The organism is Pedobacter sp. (assembly GCF_031119335.1).
Classification (GTDB): Bacteria; Bacteroidota; Bacteroidia; order Sphingobacteriales; family Sphingobacteriaceae; genus Pedobacter.
Genome location: NZ_JAVHXT010000016.1, coordinates 33,169 through 51,379, shown reverse-complemented (window position 1 = coordinate 51,379; position 18,211 = coordinate 33,169). Strand labels below are relative to the sequence as shown.

The 18,211-nt window shown below is 38.4% G+C and carries 14 protein-coding genes, 1 pseudogene and 1 riboswitch; of the genes and pseudogenes, 11 read left to right on the top strand and 4 right to left on the bottom strand.

The genetic code is table 11. The features are described 5' to 3' along the window. The first annotated feature begins 145 nt into the window (after window positions 1–145). A complete protein-coding gene (locus REI64_RS15440) occupies window positions 146–775 on the top strand; it encodes a peptidoglycan recognition family protein (RefSeq protein WP_308851039.1) in 630 nt (209 codons plus the stop codon). An 85-nt stretch (window positions 776–860) separates the two neighbouring features. Here REI64_RS15440 and REI64_RS15435 read toward each other — a convergent pair whose 3' ends face one another. Beyond that, window positions 861–1,943 carry a helix-turn-helix domain-containing protein gene (locus tag REI64_RS15435; protein WP_308851038.1) on the bottom strand — a complete coding sequence of 361 codons (1,083 nt, stop codon included), beginning with the start codon at window positions 1,941–1,943 and terminating at the stop codon, window positions 861–863. Window positions 1,944–2,051: 108 nt separating this feature from the next. Here REI64_RS15435 and REI64_RS15430 point away from each other — a divergent pair, with 108 nt between their 5' ends. The 5 genes from REI64_RS15430 to REI64_RS15410 all read left to right on the top strand — a co-directional run bounded on the left by REI64_RS15430 (window position 2,052) and on the right by REI64_RS15410 (window position 10,120). Further along, window positions 2,052–3,098: a hypothetical protein gene (locus REI64_RS15430; RefSeq protein WP_308851037.1), complete on the top strand. Its 1,047-nt coding sequence runs from the start codon at window positions 2,052–2,054 to the stop codon at window positions 3,096–3,098. Between the two features lie 241 nt (window positions 3,099–3,339). After that, window positions 3,340–4,008, top strand: a complete 669-nt coding sequence (locus REI64_RS15425; protein WP_308851036.1) for a YceI family protein — start codon at window positions 3,340–3,342, stop codon at window positions 4,006–4,008. Between the two features lie 143 nt (window positions 4,009–4,151). Next, entirely contained in the window at window positions 4,152–4,544 is a 393-nt protein-coding gene (locus REI64_RS15420) for a hypothetical protein (protein WP_308851035.1), read from the top strand. A gap of 112 nt (window positions 4,545–4,656) precedes the next feature. After that, window positions 4,657–8,991 carry a CusA/CzcA family heavy metal efflux RND transporter gene (locus REI64_RS15415; RefSeq protein WP_308851034.1) on the top strand — a complete coding sequence of 1,445 codons (4,335 nt, stop codon included), beginning with the start codon at window positions 4,657–4,659 and terminating at the stop codon, window positions 8,989–8,991. 4 nt (window positions 8,992–8,995) lie between these two features. Continuing rightward, on the top strand, window positions 8,996–10,120 hold the full coding sequence (locus REI64_RS15410; RefSeq protein WP_308851033.1) for an efflux RND transporter periplasmic adaptor subunit: 1,125 nt from the start codon (window positions 8,996–8,998) through the stop codon (window positions 10,118–10,120). 565 nt (window positions 10,121–10,685) lie between these two features. Here the strand turns inward: REI64_RS15410 and REI64_RS15405 are convergent. Together REI64_RS15405 and REI64_RS15400 are read right to left on the bottom strand one after the other, a co-directional pair. Beyond that, complete coding sequence (locus REI64_RS15405) at window positions 10,686–11,552, bottom strand: anti-sigma factor (RefSeq protein ID WP_308851032.1); 867 nt, start codon at window positions 11,550–11,552, stop codon at window positions 10,686–10,688. A 1-nt stretch (window position 11,553) separates the two neighbouring features. After that, a complete protein-coding gene (locus tag REI64_RS15400) occupies window positions 11,554–12,105 on the bottom strand; it encodes a sigma-70 family RNA polymerase sigma factor (RefSeq protein WP_308851031.1) in 552 nt (183 codons plus the stop codon). A 249-nt stretch (window positions 12,106–12,354) separates the two neighbouring features. Between REI64_RS15400 and REI64_RS15395 the strand changes: the two are divergent. From REI64_RS15395 to REI64_RS15375, 5 genes and pseudogenes are all read left to right on the top strand, one after another. Further along, window positions 12,355–12,878: pseudogene (locus REI64_RS15395) on the top strand (fasciclin domain-containing protein). Window positions 12,879–13,118: 240 nt separating this feature from the next. Further along, window positions 13,119–13,838: a ferritin-like domain-containing protein gene (locus tag REI64_RS15390; protein ID WP_308851029.1), complete on the top strand. Its 720-nt coding sequence runs from the start codon at window positions 13,119–13,121 to the stop codon at window positions 13,836–13,838. Window positions 13,839–13,856: 18 nt separating this feature from the next. Then, window positions 13,857–14,711: a ferritin-like domain-containing protein gene (locus REI64_RS15385; RefSeq protein WP_308851028.1), complete on the top strand. Its 855-nt coding sequence runs from the start codon at window positions 13,857–13,859 to the stop codon at window positions 14,709–14,711. 152 nt (window positions 14,712–14,863) lie between these two features. Then, window positions 14,864–15,331 carry a DUF1572 domain-containing protein gene (locus REI64_RS15380; RefSeq protein WP_308851027.1) on the top strand — a complete coding sequence of 156 codons (468 nt, stop codon included), beginning with the start codon at window positions 14,864–14,866 and terminating at the stop codon, window positions 15,329–15,331. Window positions 15,332–15,464: 133 nt separating this feature from the next. After that, complete coding sequence (locus tag REI64_RS15375) at window positions 15,465–15,866, top strand: hypothetical protein (protein WP_308851026.1); 402 nt, start codon at window positions 15,465–15,467, stop codon at window positions 15,864–15,866. Between the two features lie 387 nt (window positions 15,867–16,253). On the opposite strand, the gene REI64_RS15370 is transcribed toward REI64_RS15375, so the two are convergent. Next, complete coding sequence (locus tag REI64_RS15370) at window positions 16,254–17,501, bottom strand: serine hydrolase (protein ID WP_308851025.1); 1,248 nt, start codon at window positions 17,499–17,501, stop codon at window positions 16,254–16,256. A 386-nt stretch (window positions 17,502–17,887) separates the two neighbouring features. Next, a riboswitch (cobalamin riboswitch) is annotated at window positions 17,888–18,077 on the top strand. Window positions 18,078–18,211: the final 134 nt, after the last annotated feature.

Below are 18,211 nucleotides of genomic sequence, written 5' to 3'. Positions count from 1 at the left end.
AATATAACCTATTTTGAAGCTATATGGAATAGTTTTCAATTGAGATAACAAAAGAGATTTCATTATGTGCCTAGCCTCATTAATTTCAATTTGTTAACAACCATACTGTAGATTAACGTAACTTAGATTTCCTTAAAAATAGATCATGTTGAAATTAAACACTATCGTACTAGCCTTCGTTACCATTTGTATATTTTCTTTAAATAGTTTTGCCCAATCTAAGAAATCCAAGAAAGTAAATAATAGAGATACAGTTAAAATTGTACCGAAAAGCGAATGGAAAGGGGTAGAGGGTAGACCCTACAAACAGCATGTTCCAGTTAAAATTACCGTTCATCATGAAGGTGGTAAATTGCTTACCGTAAACGATGATGCCAAGCAACGATTGAAAAATATTCAAACTTGGGGAATGGGACCTGATAGAAAATGGGCTGATGTTCCATATCATTTACTAATTACACCAGACGGTACTGTTTTGGAAGGTAGAAATCCTTTAACGGTTGGCGAAACAAACACAGAATATGACCCCACTGGGCATTTATTGATCTGCTTTTTGGGAAATTACAACGAGCAGAAATTAGATGAAAAGTTGCTGAAAGTGTTGACTGATTTGTTAGTGGATCAGTGCATCAAATATAATATTCCAGCAACTGAAATCTCTACACACCGCGACCACAGCAAGCAAACCACTTGTCCGGGAGATGATATCTACAGTTATTTCTCTAACGGTTTTATTGTGAAGGAAGTAGAGAAGGGGTTGAAGGAAAGAAATTAAAATTAATGCTTTAGAATGCTACGTCGCCTTTTGAAGTATCAGAGCTTGCTATCTGAGAGTTTACAAAAGATAATGTAAAATCTTCCTAGTCTATCTTGAGGATACTTGCTGGTGATGTCCCTTTTATTTTCTTTATGGAAGAGTAGAAAGTTGTACGAGAATTAAAACCCGACTTAATTGCTATCTCACTCATATCACCGTGTGCGTATTGGCCTGATTTCAGTAGTTTTATAGCCTCTTCTGTGCGTAACTCATTAATGTAGGCATAGAAATTTTTTCCAAACCCTCGGTTTAATATCAAAGACAACTCATGTGTGTTGATACCTACTTTGTCGGCCATGAGTTTTAAGTTTAGCAAAGGGTCTAAATGTATCTTATCTTTAGCTATAATTTTAGTAACCTTATCTTTTAAAATAGTAATCTGTTCATTGGTAAGTCTTTGGTTATCATTGGTACTTATCGTATCTAATTTATTTATGATATCTGAGGTTTCAAGTTCTGAGGGATATACAGCTCTTTGCCTCAATGCTGCTGCTGTAAAGTATAAGCAAAAAAGCAAGCAGATTAATTGCGATAACACCTGTCCTAAATTCCAATGTTTAATGAAGAGCCAAATAATTGCTACTACAAATGGTGCAACTATGAAATGACGTAACCAATTTAGGTCAGATCCTCTATCTGCCAGTAATTGTCTCATTTTAATTTTATGCTGCTGTAAAATTTTAATATTCAGAATAGCATAAAATATTCCTTGTATAAAAAAGAAATACTTTACAAGCCAAGCTATTTTAATATGAACTTCAATATTTGTTAACAAACCTACATGATGTAAAATAGAAAAGAACATAAATAGCACTGCTGGTAGCAAATGCAAATAAATAAATTTAGGCATACGGTTTGGATGCACGAATGCATATACCGAAAAATGAATAAATGGAAAAATCAACCATCTGGGAAATTCTGCTATTCTAATTAATATTGGCTCTGGTTTGGCTGTTAATTCTAATAAAAACTGTACAAATACAAGGCTAAGTAAAAAGAAAAATGCACCTAGCCATCTGTTAGCCAAATTATTTGATGTAGGTAAGCCTAGTATCAATAAAAAAGCGGCTAAGAAAAGGCTTCCAGCACTTAGTGATGTCAAAAGAAGAGTTAGTGAAGCTTCCATATCATTAAAATCTGCTTCAAATATAACATCTGGATACAAACAGACAGTCCGTGTGCATCCATCCGTACAGCTTACTTAGCTTATAGCTGTTAATTTACAAATAAAAAGATGAAACAGACTTCCTTTAGCCAGAAATTAACCTTGTGCCTAATCGCTGGGTTAGTAACCGGGGCCACCTTTAGGCGCTTAGGCTCCAAGTATTTGATCAATTATTTACCATTAGATGTCGTTTATATCCTCGCTTACATTGTCTTGTTGCTGGGTATCTTATTGGCTTTTGTATGGCATCATCAAGATAAGGCCAAACGAATTAACTTAGACTATTACAACGGTCTAAGACAGCTCATTGCTGTTGTTGTCGCAACAGACTTAATCATGTTTGGTATACAAAAGTTTTTAGGTTTGCAAATGATCGTGCCACTAGGTTTGCTAGATACACCGTTTTCATCATTCTCGGGAGAAAATCTTGTGTGGGCTTTCTTTAGGTATTCATATGCCTTTATTAGTGTAATTGCGCTCATGCAAATTATATCGGCATTGTTGCTATTTTATCCAAAAACAAGGTTGCTTGGATGTATGTTAGCTTTACCCATGTTTGTATTTATCTTGCTGATAGATTTCTTTTATGAGATGCCGATGGGTGTAATGCTTCATGGAGCTATCCTCTTAACTGCTATATTTTATTTTCTATTGCCACATTCCAAGCGCTTGCTATTTGCTCTTTGGGTAGATAAACCATTGATAAAACCGTCACAATTTTGGTTATGGACAGTGCCTTTAATTGTTGTACCTATCTTTTGTATGTTTCAGCTTCAACATCCAGATAAGCACCCCGGAATTACCGCCAAATATGCAGTTTCAGATTTGAAGATTGATAAAAAACAAGTTACGGTAAAGAGTTCGGCAGATAGTGTGCTAACTCATATCTATTTTGATTTAGATGATGACGTAGTATTTAGATGGAATGATTACCGACGTCAGCGGATTGGTAGGTATAAGTTGGGCAACGAAGGGAAAATTAGTATAGTATGGCGGTACCCTAATAGTAAATCTCCTGCTTTTGTAGGTAAGCTTGAGGTGGTTAAGGAAGGGTTGAAGCTAAATGGAATGATGGATGGCCAGTATTATGATATGTTGTTAATTAGAAGTAAGTGATTGCCCCTTTCTTGATCATTAATCACATAGCTAAGAAACGCAGTGTACTTAATGCAATTCATCTTAAACGTATAACATGAGTATTTATCAAATAACCATACTACACTAAATCTAACATACAATCGTTTGGAAGATGACGAAGCTGAAATTATTAACATAGATCAATGGATTTTAAAAGTATGTAGGTTAATTTTGCTGCATAAATTGATAATGAAATTAATCATCACTTAATTAAAGGAAAATGAGAAAATTACTTTTTGCGCTTCCAGCGCTTTTTTTACTAGCCTCTTGCGGAGGTTCATCTAACAATGCTAATACCACAACTGAGCAAGCCGCTGCTGAACAAAAAGGTGAGAGCTTCCTGGTAGATACTACCACTACTTCTGTAGATTGGAAAGGTGTGCACAAAGGCGGGTTAGCACCTCGTTGGGGTAAAATCAGTGTTTCTGCAGGTACAATCTCAGTACAAAACGATTCAATTAGCGGTGGCGACTTTATCATCAACATGAATTCACTTACAGTAGATCCTGCATCGGTAACTGAAGAAGGTAAAAAAGCAACAGATTTGGAAGGTCACTTGAAAAGTGCTGATTTCTTCGACGTAGCTAAAGCACCTACTGCTAAATTTGTAATCACCAAAGTTGAGCCTTATACTGCGGCAGCTGGCGAAAGCTTAGTAGCTGATCCAAATTACGTTATCAGTGGAAACTTGACCCTTAAAGACAAAACGTTAAATGTTACTTTCCCTGCTAAAGTTGAGGTAAGTGCTACTGATGTAAAAGCTACTGCCAAATTTGTAATCGACAGAAGTGCTTGGGGTATCAACTACAAAACTGAAGGCAGCCCAGAAAACTGGATGATCTCTAAAGATGTAGAGGTTGGTTTTACGCTTAACGCGAAAAAAAGCTAGTTTCATTTTAAACACACCTATATAATTAAGCAGCCTAGCGATATTTCGTTGGGCTGTTTTTAGTTAACGTCATCTCACCAACGCTAAACTACTTCTTTACCCATTACTTTGCATTTTAGCTTTGTTTCACTAATTTTGAAGCATTGAAAAAAGCACTACACATATTTTTACTTAGCTTCTATTTACTTTCGTGTACCGAATTACACGAACTGGCAAAGGTACCTGTGCTTGTTCAACATTATTTCGAACATAAAAATCTCGATAGCAAAATTACCTTCTTCGGTTATTTAGAGGAACATTATAACGATATCCCCCACACAGATAACGATGAGGATAGAGATAATCAACTGCCGTTTAAAACCCACGAACTTTTTGCCAGCAATACAGCCAGTCAGGCTTTGCCACCTTCTTTTGGGGTGATGCCTAAAAAGGCTTATCAAATTCTACCCAAACAAAAAATCTTAATCAATAACGATTATATTCCTAATTCGGCATTTGCCGGAAAAATTTGGCAACCGCCAAAGCTTGTTTCTTAACTACACATAGTTAAACTATTTGTTGGCTTAGTATGTAATTGCTAGTTGTCCGATTTTTATCGCGATAGCATGACATATACGAGCTATTTAGAAACGATTATCCCCATTTTTCATGCTGAATAGAATTATTGAGTTTGCCATCAAGAACAAACTCATTATTGGGCTATTTACCATTGCCCTTATCATATATGGCAGCTTCGAGTTGACCAAACTACCCATTGATGCCGTGCCTGACATCACTAACAATCAGGTACAAATTATTACCACTGCTCCATCGTATGGTGCTACAGATATTGAGCGATTGGTGACCTTCCCCGTGGAACAGGCCAATAGCAATATCGCTGGGATTAAAGAAATTAGAAGTTACAGTCGCTTCGGACTTTCCTTAGTAACCCTAGTTTTTAACGACGATGTAGACGTATATTGGGCACGACAACAAGTGGCTGAACGCTTGCTGGTAGTGCAAGAGCAAATCCCGAAGGGTATAGGCAAGCCAGAAATGGGACCTATTTCTACCGGATTGGGAGAAATTTACCAATATGCGGTAAAAGCCAAAAAAGGCTACGAAAAACGCTACGATATTACCGAGCTGCGCACCATTCAAGATTGGATAGTAAGAAGGCAGTTGTTGGGCGTTAAGGGCGTAGCCGAAGTAAGCAGTTTTGGTGGTAAACTGAAACAATATCAGGTTACGATAGACCCAAATAAACTTGTAGCGCACAACGTAACCATCAGCGAAATTTTTGATGCGCTAGAAAACAACAATCAAAATACAGGCGGTGCTTATATAGAGAAACAAGCTACAGTTCAATACATTAGAACAGAGGGTTTGATTGGAAGCAAAGAGGACATCGAGAATGTAGTAGTAAGAACAAATGAAGCTACCACACCGCTATTGGTTAGAGATATTGCCAATGTAGAAATCGGCTTTGCCACCAGATATGGTGCCTTAACTTTCAATGATGAAGGCGAAGTTTCTGGAGCTATTGTGATGATGTTAAAAGGCGCCAATAGCAATGTGGTGATTGATAACATCAAAGCTAAAATTGAGCAGATTTCTGAAACCTTGCCCGAAGGTGTAGAGATTGTGCCGTTTCTAGACCGCACCAGTATGGTAAACAATGCCATTAAAACGGTAGAAACCAATTTACTTGAAGGTGCGCTAATTGTTGTTTTTGTATTGGTGATTTTCTTGGGTAACCTAAGAGCCGGTTTCATTGTAGCTTCGGTTATTCCGCTTTCTATGTTGTTTGCCATTATCATGATGAACATTTTTGGTGTAAGTGGCAACCTCATGAGCTTAGGTGCGTTAGATTTCGGTTTAATTGTAGATGGTGCGGTAATTATTGTAGAAGCGGTAATGCACCAACTTGGTCATAGCAAAAAGTTTGCAGGAGTAACTTTTCTTAAACAAGACCAAATGGATTTGGAAGTGAAAAGTGCTTCTTCCAAAATGATGAACAGTGCCGTGTTTGGTCAAATCATTATCCTCATTGTTTATCTGCCAATTTTCAGCTTACAGGGTATTGAAGGAAAGATGTTTAAGCCCATGGCGCAAACTGTTGCTTTTGCCTTATTGGGTGCATTCATTTTATCGCTCACTTATATTCCCATGATGTCGAGCTTATTCTTGAGCAAGAAAATCAAGACTGAACCGAACATTTCTGACAAGGCAATGGCTAAAGTAGAAAATCGCTACGAGAAGCTGCTTCAAAAAGTGTTGGGTTTCCCTAAAACTGTGATCGCAATAGTGTTGGGTTTGTTTGTAACTGCTGTTGTAATTTTAGCCAATTTGGGTGGCGAGTTTATTCCATCAATAGAAGAGGGCGATTATGCGGTAGAAACGAGGGTGCTCTCTGGCAGTAACCTAAACACTTCTATCGAGAATATCCAAAAGGTTGCAGGTATCCTTAAAGCAAGATTTCCAGAAGTGAAAAATATTGTAACCAAAATAGGTAGTAGCGAAGTGCCTACAGAACCGCTACCAATGGATATGGGCGATATGATCATCAACCTTAAGCCTAAAAACGAATGGACTTCGGCGAAAACTTTCGACGAATTGTCTGAAAAGATGGGTGAGGCAGCAAGTGAAGTGCCCGGAGTAACTACCAGTTTTCAATTTCCAGTGCAAATGCGTTTTAACGAGCTGATGACCGGAGCCAGACAGGATGTAGTTTGTAAGATTTTTGGGGAAGATTTCGACACGTTGGCATTGTACTCTAAAAAGTTGGGCAACTTAGTAAAAACGGTAAGAGGCGCTACAGAACTTTATGTAGAGCAGATTTCGGGCACACCGCAAATTGTGATCCAGTACAATAGAGCTACTATTGCACAATATGGGCTTAACATTGCCGATATCAACAGAAATGTAAATACGGCATTTGCCGGACAAAGTACAGGTTTGGTATTTGAAGGCGAAAAACGTTTTGACTTAGTAGTTCGTTTGCAGAACGATAAACGAAGAGATATCAAGGATGTGCAAAACCTCTTGATACCAACTCCAAATGGCAATCAAATTCCTTTATCGCAAGTGGCTGATGTTGCCTTAGTAAATAGCCCAAGCCAAATCCAAAGAGAAGATACCAAGCGTAGAATTTTGGTAGGTTTTAATGTAAGCGGCAGAGATGTAGAAAGTATTGTTAACGAACTACAGGAGGAAGTTAAAACAGAAATTAAACTGCCAACGGGTTACAGCGTTACCTACGGTGGCTCTTTTGAAAACTTAAACGAAGCCAAATCTAGGTTGATGGTGGCCGTTCCCGTTTCCTTAATTCTCATTTTCTTATTGCTTTATTTCGCCTTTGGATCCATCAAATACGGCTTACTGATTTACACGGCTATTCCCTTATCTGCAATTGGCGGTATTTTCTTGTTGGCGCTTCGCGGATTACCCTTTAGTATCAGTGCCGGCGTGGGGTTTATCGCATTATTTGGTATTGCCGTACTCAACGGAATTGTATTGGTGGCCGAATTCAATAATATTAAAAAAACAGGAGAACAGGATATGAAGAAAGTAGTATTAAAAGGTACTAAAACCCGCTTAAGACCGGTGCTTATGACCGCCTTTGTGGCATCTTTGGGTTTCTTGCCAATGGCGATAAGTAACGGTGCCGGAGCTTCGGTACAGCGCCCTTTAGCTACTGTGGTTATTGGCGGATTAATGATTGCCACCTTGCTCACTTTATTTGTATTGCCAATATTATATGTGAGCTTTGAAAAGGGCTTGTTGCGCAAAAGGAAACTGCCACAAGTTGCCACATTGCTATTGCTGTTCGTTGGTTTTTCTATAACTGCCAGCGCTCAACAAAACATCACGCTAGATGCGGCTTTAGACAGTTTGTACAAGAACAACATTAGCTTAAAAAGCAGTAAGCTAAAAGCCGATTACAGCCAACAATTGAGCAAAACAGCAACCACCATTGCGCCGCTGAACGTAAACGGCGAATATGGAAAATTCAATAGTAATTTGGTTGATAATAGGTTGAGTGTTAACCAAAGCTTCAGTTTGCCAAATGTGTATGCAAGGCAGAAAGATAAGTTGGTAGAAGATTGGAAAACTGCTTTACTGCAAAGAGATTTAAGCAAAGCTGAATTGACTAAAATAACGACGCAGGTATTCTATGAGCTGCTGCTGCTAGAGCAACTGCAAAAGCTCTACTTACAGGCCGATAGTTCGTATAAAAAACTAAAGCAGTTGGCAGAACTTAGATTGAAAAGCGGAGAAAGCAACCTGCTTGAAAAGGCCAGCGCCGAAAATCAGTTGTTACAGGTAAATACAAAATTGAGAAGCCTCAAAATACAGGAATTGGTGTTGCAACAACAACTGGCATTCTTGCTCAATACCAATCAAATCTTAAAACCGAAAGCAGCCGCTTTAAAAATGAGAGCTAGCTTTGCCGATACCTTGGTATGGGCCAATCATCCTTTAATTAAACTGCAACAGCAGGAAGAAAAAGCAGCTTTGGCAACTACAAAAGTGGAACAGTCTAAATTATTGCCAGAGTTTAATGTAGGTTACAACAACACAACACTTAGAGATGATATCAACTTTGATCAAAGCGATCGTTTTCAGTCGTTCCAATTAGGTTTAAGTATTCCATTGTTTGGAGGTTCGCAGCGAAACAAAGTGAAATCGGCAAAGACTTACCAAGAGTTTAGAAAATCGGAAACAGCGAATGCGAGCAGGCAAATTAGTACGGCTTTGAAAGCCGCTTATACCCAATATCAAGAGCAACTATTATTGGTGCAAAGCTTAGAAAAGGATGGTTTAAAAACAGCGCTTGAAATTACTTCGACTTTAAATAAACAGTTGAAAAATGGTGAGATTAACTATTTAGAATGGACCATGCTCAACAACGAAGCCATCAATATGCACGAGAGCTATTTTAACGCTATCCAACAGCTCAACAGAAACATTACAGAATTGAATTACCTTTTAGCGCAATAACACAATGAAGCAATATTTATATCTAGGAGCCTTGGCCATTTCTTTTACTTTAGCTTGCGGTAGCAACGAACCTAAAGAGGAAAAAGCAGTTTCCATTAATGAAAATGAAGTAAGCGTAACAGCCGAGCAGGCCAAAAATATTGACCTGCAAGTTGGCGAAGTAGGCTTTGGGGAAATTAACGAAACCTTAAAACTGCAAGGCCGTATCGATGTGCCACCTCAAAATTTGGTTTCGGTAAGCATCCCTCTGGGTGGTTATTTAAAAGCTACCCAATTGCTGCCGGGTACGCAGGTGCGTAAAGGGCAAATTATTGCCGTAATGGAAGACCCACAATACATTCAATTGCAGCAAGATTACTTAAGCGTTCACAATAAGTTGAACTATGCCAGTAAAGAACTAGCTCGTCAAAAGGAACTGAATTTAAGTAAGGCCAATAGCGATAAAACCCTGCAGCAAACAGAAACGGAATATCAGAACCTTAAAATAGAGCATACAGCTTTAATAGAAAAACTAAAGTTGATCAACATCAATACCACTCAATTGAATGCTGGTAAAATTTCCAAATCGGTGAATGTGTACTCGCCAATTAATGGCTATGTGAGCAAGGTAAACGTAAATATTGGCAAGTATGTAACCCCATCTGACGTTATTTTTGAATTGATTAACCCTAGCGATATCCATTTGAACCTAACGGTGTTCGAAAAGGATCTTCAGCAGATCAGCATCGGGCAGCGAGTGTTGGCTTATGCCAATTCACAACCTAACAAGAAATACGAAACAGAAGTAATTTTAGTTAGCCACAATGTGGATGGCGGTAGGACTGAGGTGCATTGCCATTTTGAGCAGTACGATAAAAGTTTGGTTCCGGGAATGTATATGAATGCCGAACTTCAATCCAAACAACAAAAGGCGCAGTTGTTGCCAGAAGATGCGATTGTAGGTTTCGAGAACAGAGATTATGTTTTTGTGGAGATTGCTCCTCGTAAATTTAGGATGGAGCCTGTACAAACTGGTGAAACATTAGCAGGTAAAACTGCTATCATTACAGATTTGAAAGGTAAGAAGGTGGCGATTAAAGGTGCGTATTCTTTGCTCATGAAGTTAAAAAATACTGGAGAAGAGGAGTGAAAAATGTAAAATCTTGCATCTTCCTATAAGCCCCGTGTTAAAACCGCGGGGCTATGAATAACCTACAATAAGACAAAAGAATTGCCTCTTGGCATAGTGAATTGTAAGCCGATAAAACTTGAGCAGAACCGTATGGTTAGCAAGTAGATAAGCTGGGTGGAGAAGTGGTGTAGTCTCTTTAATAATTTGATATTGAAATTCACACTGTTCAGCCCAGCGCTATTCAAGTTTTATTGAGATGTAATAAGCTAGACAAGGCAGCCTAGATTTTATACTTATTTGGTTGATGTTTTTGTTGGTAAGTATGCCTTCACTTAAGCCCAGATTGCTTCTTTTTATCAATGGAAACTGCGAAGCACTCTTAAATCGAAGTTAGCTCTTGAATACCATTGAAGTTATAAATAGACTGAAAAATATCAAAAAAAAATACTGCTAATAAAAAAAAAAGAAATTGTTCAAAAATGGAATAAATATTGACAGGTTGAGCTTTCTGATAAAATCGGAACAAGTTTATGGACACCAAACTCTAGCGGAATCGCTAATGAGTTGAAAAAGTTTATGAAAATTAAACCTTGCCCATTACATACATATTCTCCATGGTAGGCGTAGGGCTACCACCACGTTTCTCTAAGGTGATGGCAAAGGCTTGTGCGGCATTAACTGTCAACATCTTTTGTACTGCCGTAGTAGAATCCTGATCAAATACGCCCAAGCTAACGGGTTTACCATCTACAATAGCCCAAAGTTGATACTGCTGGTCTTGCGGCGCTTTTGGTAAATTTTCTAGGGTAAGATACACCTCATTAGATTGCTTCTCAAAATATACCATCGCTTTCATATCTGGGTGCTTTTCTACGCCTGCTAGTGGAATTGCTTTGATAGCAGGATTATTCACCATTTCCCATTTTCGTTGCAAGTTGTTAAAGGCAATCTCGTTGGTGTTTTGAGCATTACTTAAGGTAGCAAGTTCTGCTTTGATGTTATTTTGGGTACCGTTCAAATAGAGGTTCAAGCCAATGCTCGCAATTAATAATACACTTGCAGCAATGGCGTACCATTTTAATGGCGATTGATGACTTTCTGTAACAACAGACGGATAGAGCGGCGTGCTACTTGTTGGCGGCTCGGTTTCCACTTGTACATGGCTAAGTGCCTCTTGTTTCGATAACAGCTCGTCATTGGACATATTAGCAGCATAATCTGTACTTTCTTCCTGTAATTTAGCCCATATCGCAGATTTTAGTGCAGGAGGTGGCGCAATAGCTTCCCTAGATGCAAAATCCTCTAGGATACTTTGTGCATCTAAGATAGCCTGCTTTACTTCTGGGCTGTGCGTTTGGATGCATTCCAAAATGCGCACTTCCTCCTCAGAAGCTAGTCCCATTACATAGGCTTCTATAATTCCCGACGATATGTATTCCTTAATATCCAATTTAACTGTAATCTTTTAATAAACTCTTAAGTTCAATTAACGCATTGCGTGTTCTAGTTTTCACCGTCCCAATCGGAATATCAAGCCTTTCGGCAATTTCCTGCTGGGTATAACCTTTAAAATAGGCTAGCTCTATAAGTTCTCGCCACTCTTGCTTTAATTGTAACAACACTTCCTTCATCCCAATATGGTCTACTTTTAAATTAGTAGCATACTTTTCGCTGTCATTTACGAATTCTGGAATACTTTGGTTTTTTTGTTCATTCTGGAAACCTTTAGACCTAATGAAATCAATTGCTGTATTTCTAGCTAAATTAATCATCCAAGTGTACAATCTCCCTTTTTCAGGATCAAATTGTTTGATGTTTTTCCAAATTTTTACGAAGACATCTTGTAACACTTCATCGGCATATTCCCTTTCAGCCACAACTTTACTAATGACACCATAGATTGCTGCTGAATAATTATCGTAGAGATAATTAAATCCATTCTCGTTCTGTTGCAGCAACAGTAGCACGATTTCTTGTTCGGATAGCTTAATCTGGTTGTTCAAGGATGTATTGGCTTTAACAAATATAGAAAATTATATAGCACAACCAACGGGAATATCTTTTTGTTTGGTTTTGGCTGAGAAATAGTTAGAGGTTCTATTAAACTTGATTTAGAAAAAATAATGGGAGTTGAAAACCGAAGAGCCTATACTTTCCGTAAGTGTAGGCATAGAACAAATTTTAAACCCTAAAGATTAAACATCATGAAAAAGTTAACAAAAATTGCCATGCTTGGCTTATGCTCGGTAAGTATGTTATTTGCAAACGGCGTAATGGCGCAAAGCACTAGCAAAACAAAAACGGTAATGGTAGGTGGAGCAGCTATGTACCCAACTAAGAACATTGTAGAGAATGCAGTAAATTCAAAAGACCATACTACTTTGGTGGCTGCGGTAAAGGCAGCTGGTCTGGTAGAAACTTTATCTGGCAAAGGACCATTTACCGTTTTGGCACCAACTAATGCTGCTTTTAATAAATTGCCTAAAGGAACGGTAGACAATTTAGTTAAGCCAGAAAATAAAGCCATGTTGACCAAAATATTAACTTATCATGTGCTGGCGGGAAACTATAGCGCAAAGGCAATTTGGGCTGCAGTGAAAAAAGGAAATGGCAAAGCGACCATGAAAACCGTACAGGGTGAAAATGTAACATTTTGGACTAAAGGTAACGATCTTTATGTGAGAGATGCAAAAGGTAACGATGCTAAAGTAACCATTGCAGATGTGAACCAGTCTAATGGGTAATCCATGTGATAGACACCGTAATAATGCCATAGTTTTCGTTTAATTGTTATAGTCAGAAGCCCCGTTTTCGGGGCTTTTTTGCAGTTTTCAATTTTATTTTGATGTGGATCAATAACTCAAAGACTAAAGACCAATTCCGCTATTAACTAACGAAACAATCCAACAATTAACCATTAACCAGATATTTTTTTCTCTTTTCAAAATCCAAAGTGATAGCAGTTCTCGTAAGTGGTCTTAATCAACCGTTTATTTCAAACCTTAAAACCCGTGTTATGGATAACTTAAATGAGAACCAAACCACATCACCTCAATCTACAGATATGATGGAATCCAAATTACAACGTAGGGCATTTCTACAATACGCTGGTGCTGGCGCAGCTGTAATGGCTTTAGCGGCAGCTGGCTGTAAGAAAGATCGAAGCCCAGAGATGTCATTTGGTGCCACGCTAGATTTTAAAGACGATTTTGGTGTGCTTAATTATGCCTATGCGCTAGAACAACTGGAAGCCGCATTTTATATGAAGGTTGCGTCTGCTCCTCCATCTACCTTTACCCAAGCTCAAGTCAATTATTTTAAAGATGTTCAGTTTCATGAAATTGCCCATCGCGAATTTTTAAAGAAAGTATTGGGTACTGCATCGATAGGAAATTTGGAGGTAGATTTTTCTTCAATCAATTTTAACGACGGTCCTAGCGTTTTGGCAGCTGCTAGAACTTTTGAAGATTTAGGTGTCGCCGCTTACAATGGGGCCGGCATAAGGCTTAAAACAGATGCTTATTTGATAGCAGCTGGGCAGATTGTTTCTGTAGAGGCTCGTCATGCAGCTTGGGTAAGAGACCAAATTAGCAATGGCAGTTTCGCCGATCTATCTACGTTAACCGCTTGGGGCGCTAGTGTATCTGGCGGATTGGACGCTTCATTAAGTCCCGATAAGGTGTTAAACGCAGCTAGCAAGTACATCAAAACCAAAATCAATGTAATCAACCTTTAACCTTAAAACCTAAAAATTATGAACATTTTAAGCATATTAGATGAAATTGAGAAAGTGGATGGTGAAATTTATGAACGTATCAGTCCAAGAAGGAAAGCCATGCAAGACTTTTACAACATCGGTAAGAAGATCTCCTTGGCTGCTATGCCTTTAGCTTTAAGTTCTTTATTTAACAAAGCTTATGGCCAAACCACACCCGATACGGTAAATGGTGTGTTGAATTTTGCTTTAACACTCGAATATTTAGAGTATCATTTTTATAACCACGCTTTGGTAGCTGCACCAGGGTTAATTCCGGCAGGAGCGCCTACAATGGCAATTACCACAATCAGGGATCATGAAAAAGCACATGTAGACTTGTTAAAGACAACATTAGGTTCGGCTGCGAGAACACCACTAGAGTATGCGAATTTTGATTTTACTGCCGGTGGTACTTTCGGAACAGTTTATAGTGATTATACTACATTTTTGAAAGTAGCTACCGCATTTGAGGATACTGGCGTGAGGGCTTACAAAGGACAGGCACCAGTGCTGAAACAGCATCCTTCAATAATAACTGCACTGCAAATTCATTCGGTAGAAGCTCGTCATGCAGCACATATCCGCCAGATGTTGGCCGCTAATGGTGCGCCTTCGTTGAAACCTTGGGTGAGCCTAGGTGCGGGAGGAGTATCTAACGATACTGGCATTGCAGCGGTTGATTTGGTATACGCACGTGAAAATACCACCGTACAGGCTACTCATGAAATTGCTGGTATAAATGGTACGAACGTGAGCCCGGCCAATGCGGCAGAGTCTTTTGATGAATTTTTAACCAAAGCAGAGGTAACTACCATTGCTAACTTATTCCTAAAAACTGGGTTTAAACTCTAGTATTCAATACCAAACTCCTATTGCCCTTATTATTCATTAGTTAAAGTTCAGCAGCTTTTACTTGAGTAGTAGGGGTTTTTTATTTGAGTGCTAGCAATTGCCAATATCCAATTATCAAATCAATCATTCAATAATTCTCCCTACCTTTAAATATGAACCACGCCAAACAGCTTGCCAGCAGATTTAAGGAAGTTATTTTAAACGGCACTTGGATAGCCAATACCAATTACAAAGACCAATTAGACGGTTTGGATTGGCAGATTGCAGTAAAACCTGTGCAGAACCTTAACACTATTGCGGTTTTGGCTCAGCATATTCATTATTACATTAAAGGTGTAAAAGAAGTGTTTAAAGGTGCTGAACTTACAATTAAAGATCATCTTAGTTTTGATTTTGAGCCTATTACATCGCAAGTGCAATGGGATGCGTTTTTAACTAAGTTTTGGGAAGATGCAGAAGAATTTACCAATCTAGTGGCTCAACTTTCGGAAACCCAGTTAAGCGAATATTTTGTAGAAGAAAAGTACAGTACGTATCTACGTAATGTCGATTCGATGATAGAACATAGCTATTATCATTTAGGGCAAATTGTATTGATAAAGAAGATGCTTATCAGTTAGCCGTTTTCAGTTGTAATTGCCATTTTCCAACAATTAAGCAATTCAACAACCGAACAATTATAACTTTTTAGTAATCCAAACAATTTTACTGTTTTTCCTATTGTATAGGTATCTTTTAATAACATACGATATCATGGAAAATCAGGAACAAGATAATAAAGAGAAATCAACGGAGGTAACTCCAAAACCTACAGACGAGGTACAGTTAACTATAGAAACCGTTACGCCAGATACGCATAAATCGGTTCCAGAAACACCTGTAGATAGCGAGAAGGTTGAAGAAAAAGTTGAAGGTGCAAATGATAACGAGGAAATTGAAGTAAAGGCTGATGAGCAACAAGCTAAATCAGGGGAAGAATCGGATACTAAAGATAATGGTGCAGACGAAAAGGACGAGAAAGATGAGAAAGTTGCCGCCGAAGATGCAACGGATGACGAAGAAGAGGAACGAGATACGCAAGGCGATGAGCACAAAGGCAGTGATGATGATGGAGAAGGGGATATTAGGGATAGTATTGAAACTGTTGCTCCATAATGGAGAAGAATATCGTCAATCTCGACCGAAGCGCAGTGAGCGGAGAAATCTAACAACTTACTACCCGTAGTGCATTATACTTTTTCAATTTAAAAAAAAACATAACATTCTTATTTATAGGTATTTAAGTAGTTTAACCGCTTTTATTGAACACCCTGTCTTCGACCACCCCTCTGAAAGAGGGGAATGAAAAACGAAATTCCCCTCCTTTGGAGGGGTGCCTAAAAGGCGGGGTGGTTATTTTGATGTTGATTTCATTTTATGATAATGCACTACGGGTAACTTACTATATTAAAGTGAGAGGAATTGTGCTACATTCTTCGCAGCATTTGCTCTAAAACAATTAAACAGTTAACCGGTTAACCAATTCAAACAATTAACCGATAACTACTTATAATCCATCACATACTTACTCAAATCTGGCTGTTGGGCTTTTTTACGTTGCAGTTCGTATTCGTAAATGCTACGACCTAGGTTTTTCATAAAGGGATAACAAACGGTTTCGTACTCGTATTTACCATCGTTGTAGATACCATCTTCATTGCTTTGCACCACAGCGGTAAGGAAAAACTCAACTTTGTTTTTAATATCTACGATATAGGCATTGTCGATAATAAAGCCGTAGCTATCGCCGTACTTATTGAAAGAACGAATGGTAGGCTCAATTACTGCATTTTTATCTCTGCCATAGAATAGCATTTTAGCATAGGTTGGCCAAAATTCTTTAGCATCGTATTTGGGATAATCGCTTTCTGTTGGCAGTTTGCTCATAAAGGTGTAAATGAGCTTATAGTCTTCGGGTGTAAGGTTAAAACGATCTTTCGCACCGTAGGCTTCAGGCATCATTAAACGTTTCATTAAAGACTGTTGGTCTTTGATGGTAAATACATTCTTGTTCTCGAAGCTATATGGCTTGTTCACCAATTGGTCTTTGCTATCCATGTAACCTACACCTACAATCAAATTAGTTAATACTAGCGGATAATTGTTGGCATCGTATTGTGCGGGTTTGGTATAAACTAATTTCTCGCTATTGTAAAAACGGATAGGGTTGGTGTTCTTTTCGCGTTCACCGCTATCGCCTATGGCCAATCGGTTAAGGATACGACTTTCGGTCATACCATATTTTTTCAATTTAGCATTGATTTCGGCTCTGCCAATAAACTCAAACAGGCGGTTGTAGGCATCGTTATCGCTGGTTAGTAATACTTTTTTAATATAGTGGGCTAAGGTTGGTTTGCCATCTGCTGAGCTTTCATCTTTGCTTACAGCGGTCTGCCCTTTAAAAGCAGTATCGGTAATCATAGTACTGTAGGCCGTTAAACCTGGCACTTTCAGCTCATTAATTTTCTCTAAAGCAAAAATAACTGCGGCTAATTTTACCGTACTGGCAGGGTAGAAGTAATGCGTAGGGTTAATGCGGTAGCTAAAAGTTTTAAAGCTTGGCTTGTTGTTCTTATCTCGATTTACCTGCGTATACATCACTTGTATTTCGTTTTTATTGGGATGGTTTAGTACGCCAGCAAATAGTTCGGGCTTGCTTTCTAATAATTGCTTGATAAAAGTAGTATCGGTTTGTTGAGCCATTGTTTTTGCGCTAATCAGTAAGAATAAACAAAGTATTGCTTTTTGCATGATTGTTGGGTTGATGAGTAAAGATACTTATCGGTTTTATAGTTGGCAAATGGTAAGTTTTGAAAGTTTGTCTTCTTTTCCATTGATGAAAAGAAGCAAAAATCTAGGCTGCCTATTTTTTCTACAAAGATGGTGCTTGTGCAAATTTCTGCAAACCGAAAAAATAGGAGGCCGATTAGACTGTAACGGTTGTTTGTGCTATTACCATAGCGCAACATCAAATTAGCCTATGAACAATCAAAAACTTCCTGACTATAAACTATCGGCCATCAACAATTAGCCAGTGAACAATCAAAACTTCCCGACTTTACGGACTTCCTTACCATTATCTATCCAACCATCAACAATTAAACAATTAAACAGTTCAACAATTAACTAGAAAACACTACCTTTGCAGCGCTTTTGGTTCCTGTTGGTCACGCTTCAGGATTAAAAGGGAATACAGTGTAAATCTGTAACTGTCCCGCAGCTGTAAGCTCTATAACTGTTTGCCATTCTAAGCCACTTTCTAATGTAGAAGGGAAGGCAGCAAACAGGGAGTAAGTCAGAAGACCTGCCTTTAGCCTATTAAAATTCATAGCTTTCGGGGATTGAAGCTAGGAGTGATGCCAGTATTTTACTTGCTCCTTAATTTCTGCTTGCTGTGGGTACGAACTCACAAAATGGTAAAAGACAAAATAGCCGAGAGGCGCCTTGTTTATGTTTGTTGC

Bases quoted from the DNA above. Each gene is read 5' to 3' on its own strand.
- REI64_RS15430 (WP_308851037.1), top strand. From the start codon at position 2,052: ATGAAACAGACTTCCTTTAGCCAGAAATTAACCTTGTGCCTAATCGCT.
- REI64_RS15435 (WP_308851038.1), bottom strand. From the start codon at position 1,943: ATGGAAGCTTCACTAACTCTTCTTTTGACATCACTAAGTGCTGGAAGC.
- REI64_RS15385 (WP_308851028.1), top strand. From the start codon at position 13,857: ATGAACATTTTAAGCATATTAGATGAAATTGAGAAAGTGGATGGTGAA.
- REI64_RS15370 (WP_308851025.1), bottom strand. From the start codon at position 17,501: ATGCAAAAAGCAATACTTTGTTTATTCTTACTGATTAGCGCAAAAACA.
- REI64_RS15410 (WP_308851033.1), top strand. From the start codon at position 8,996: ATGAAGCAATATTTATATCTAGGAGCCTTGGCCATTTCTTTTACTTTA.
- REI64_RS15380 (WP_308851027.1), top strand. From the start codon at position 14,864: ATGAACCACGCCAAACAGCTTGCCAGCAGATTTAAGGAAGTTATTTTA.
- REI64_RS15390 (WP_308851029.1), top strand. From the start codon at position 13,119: ATGGATAACTTAAATGAGAACCAAACCACATCACCTCAATCTACAGAT.
- REI64_RS15415 (WP_308851034.1), top strand. From the start codon at position 4,657: ATGCTGAATAGAATTATTGAGTTTGCCATCAAGAACAAACTCATTATT.
- REI64_RS15425 (WP_308851036.1), top strand. From the start codon at position 3,340: ATGAGAAAATTACTTTTTGCGCTTCCAGCGCTTTTTTTACTAGCCTCT.
- REI64_RS15375 (WP_308851026.1), top strand. From the start codon at position 15,465: ATGGAAAATCAGGAACAAGATAATAAAGAGAAATCAACGGAGGTAACT.
- REI64_RS15440 (WP_308851039.1), top strand. From the start codon at position 146: ATGTTGAAATTAAACACTATCGTACTAGCCTTCGTTACCATTTGTATA.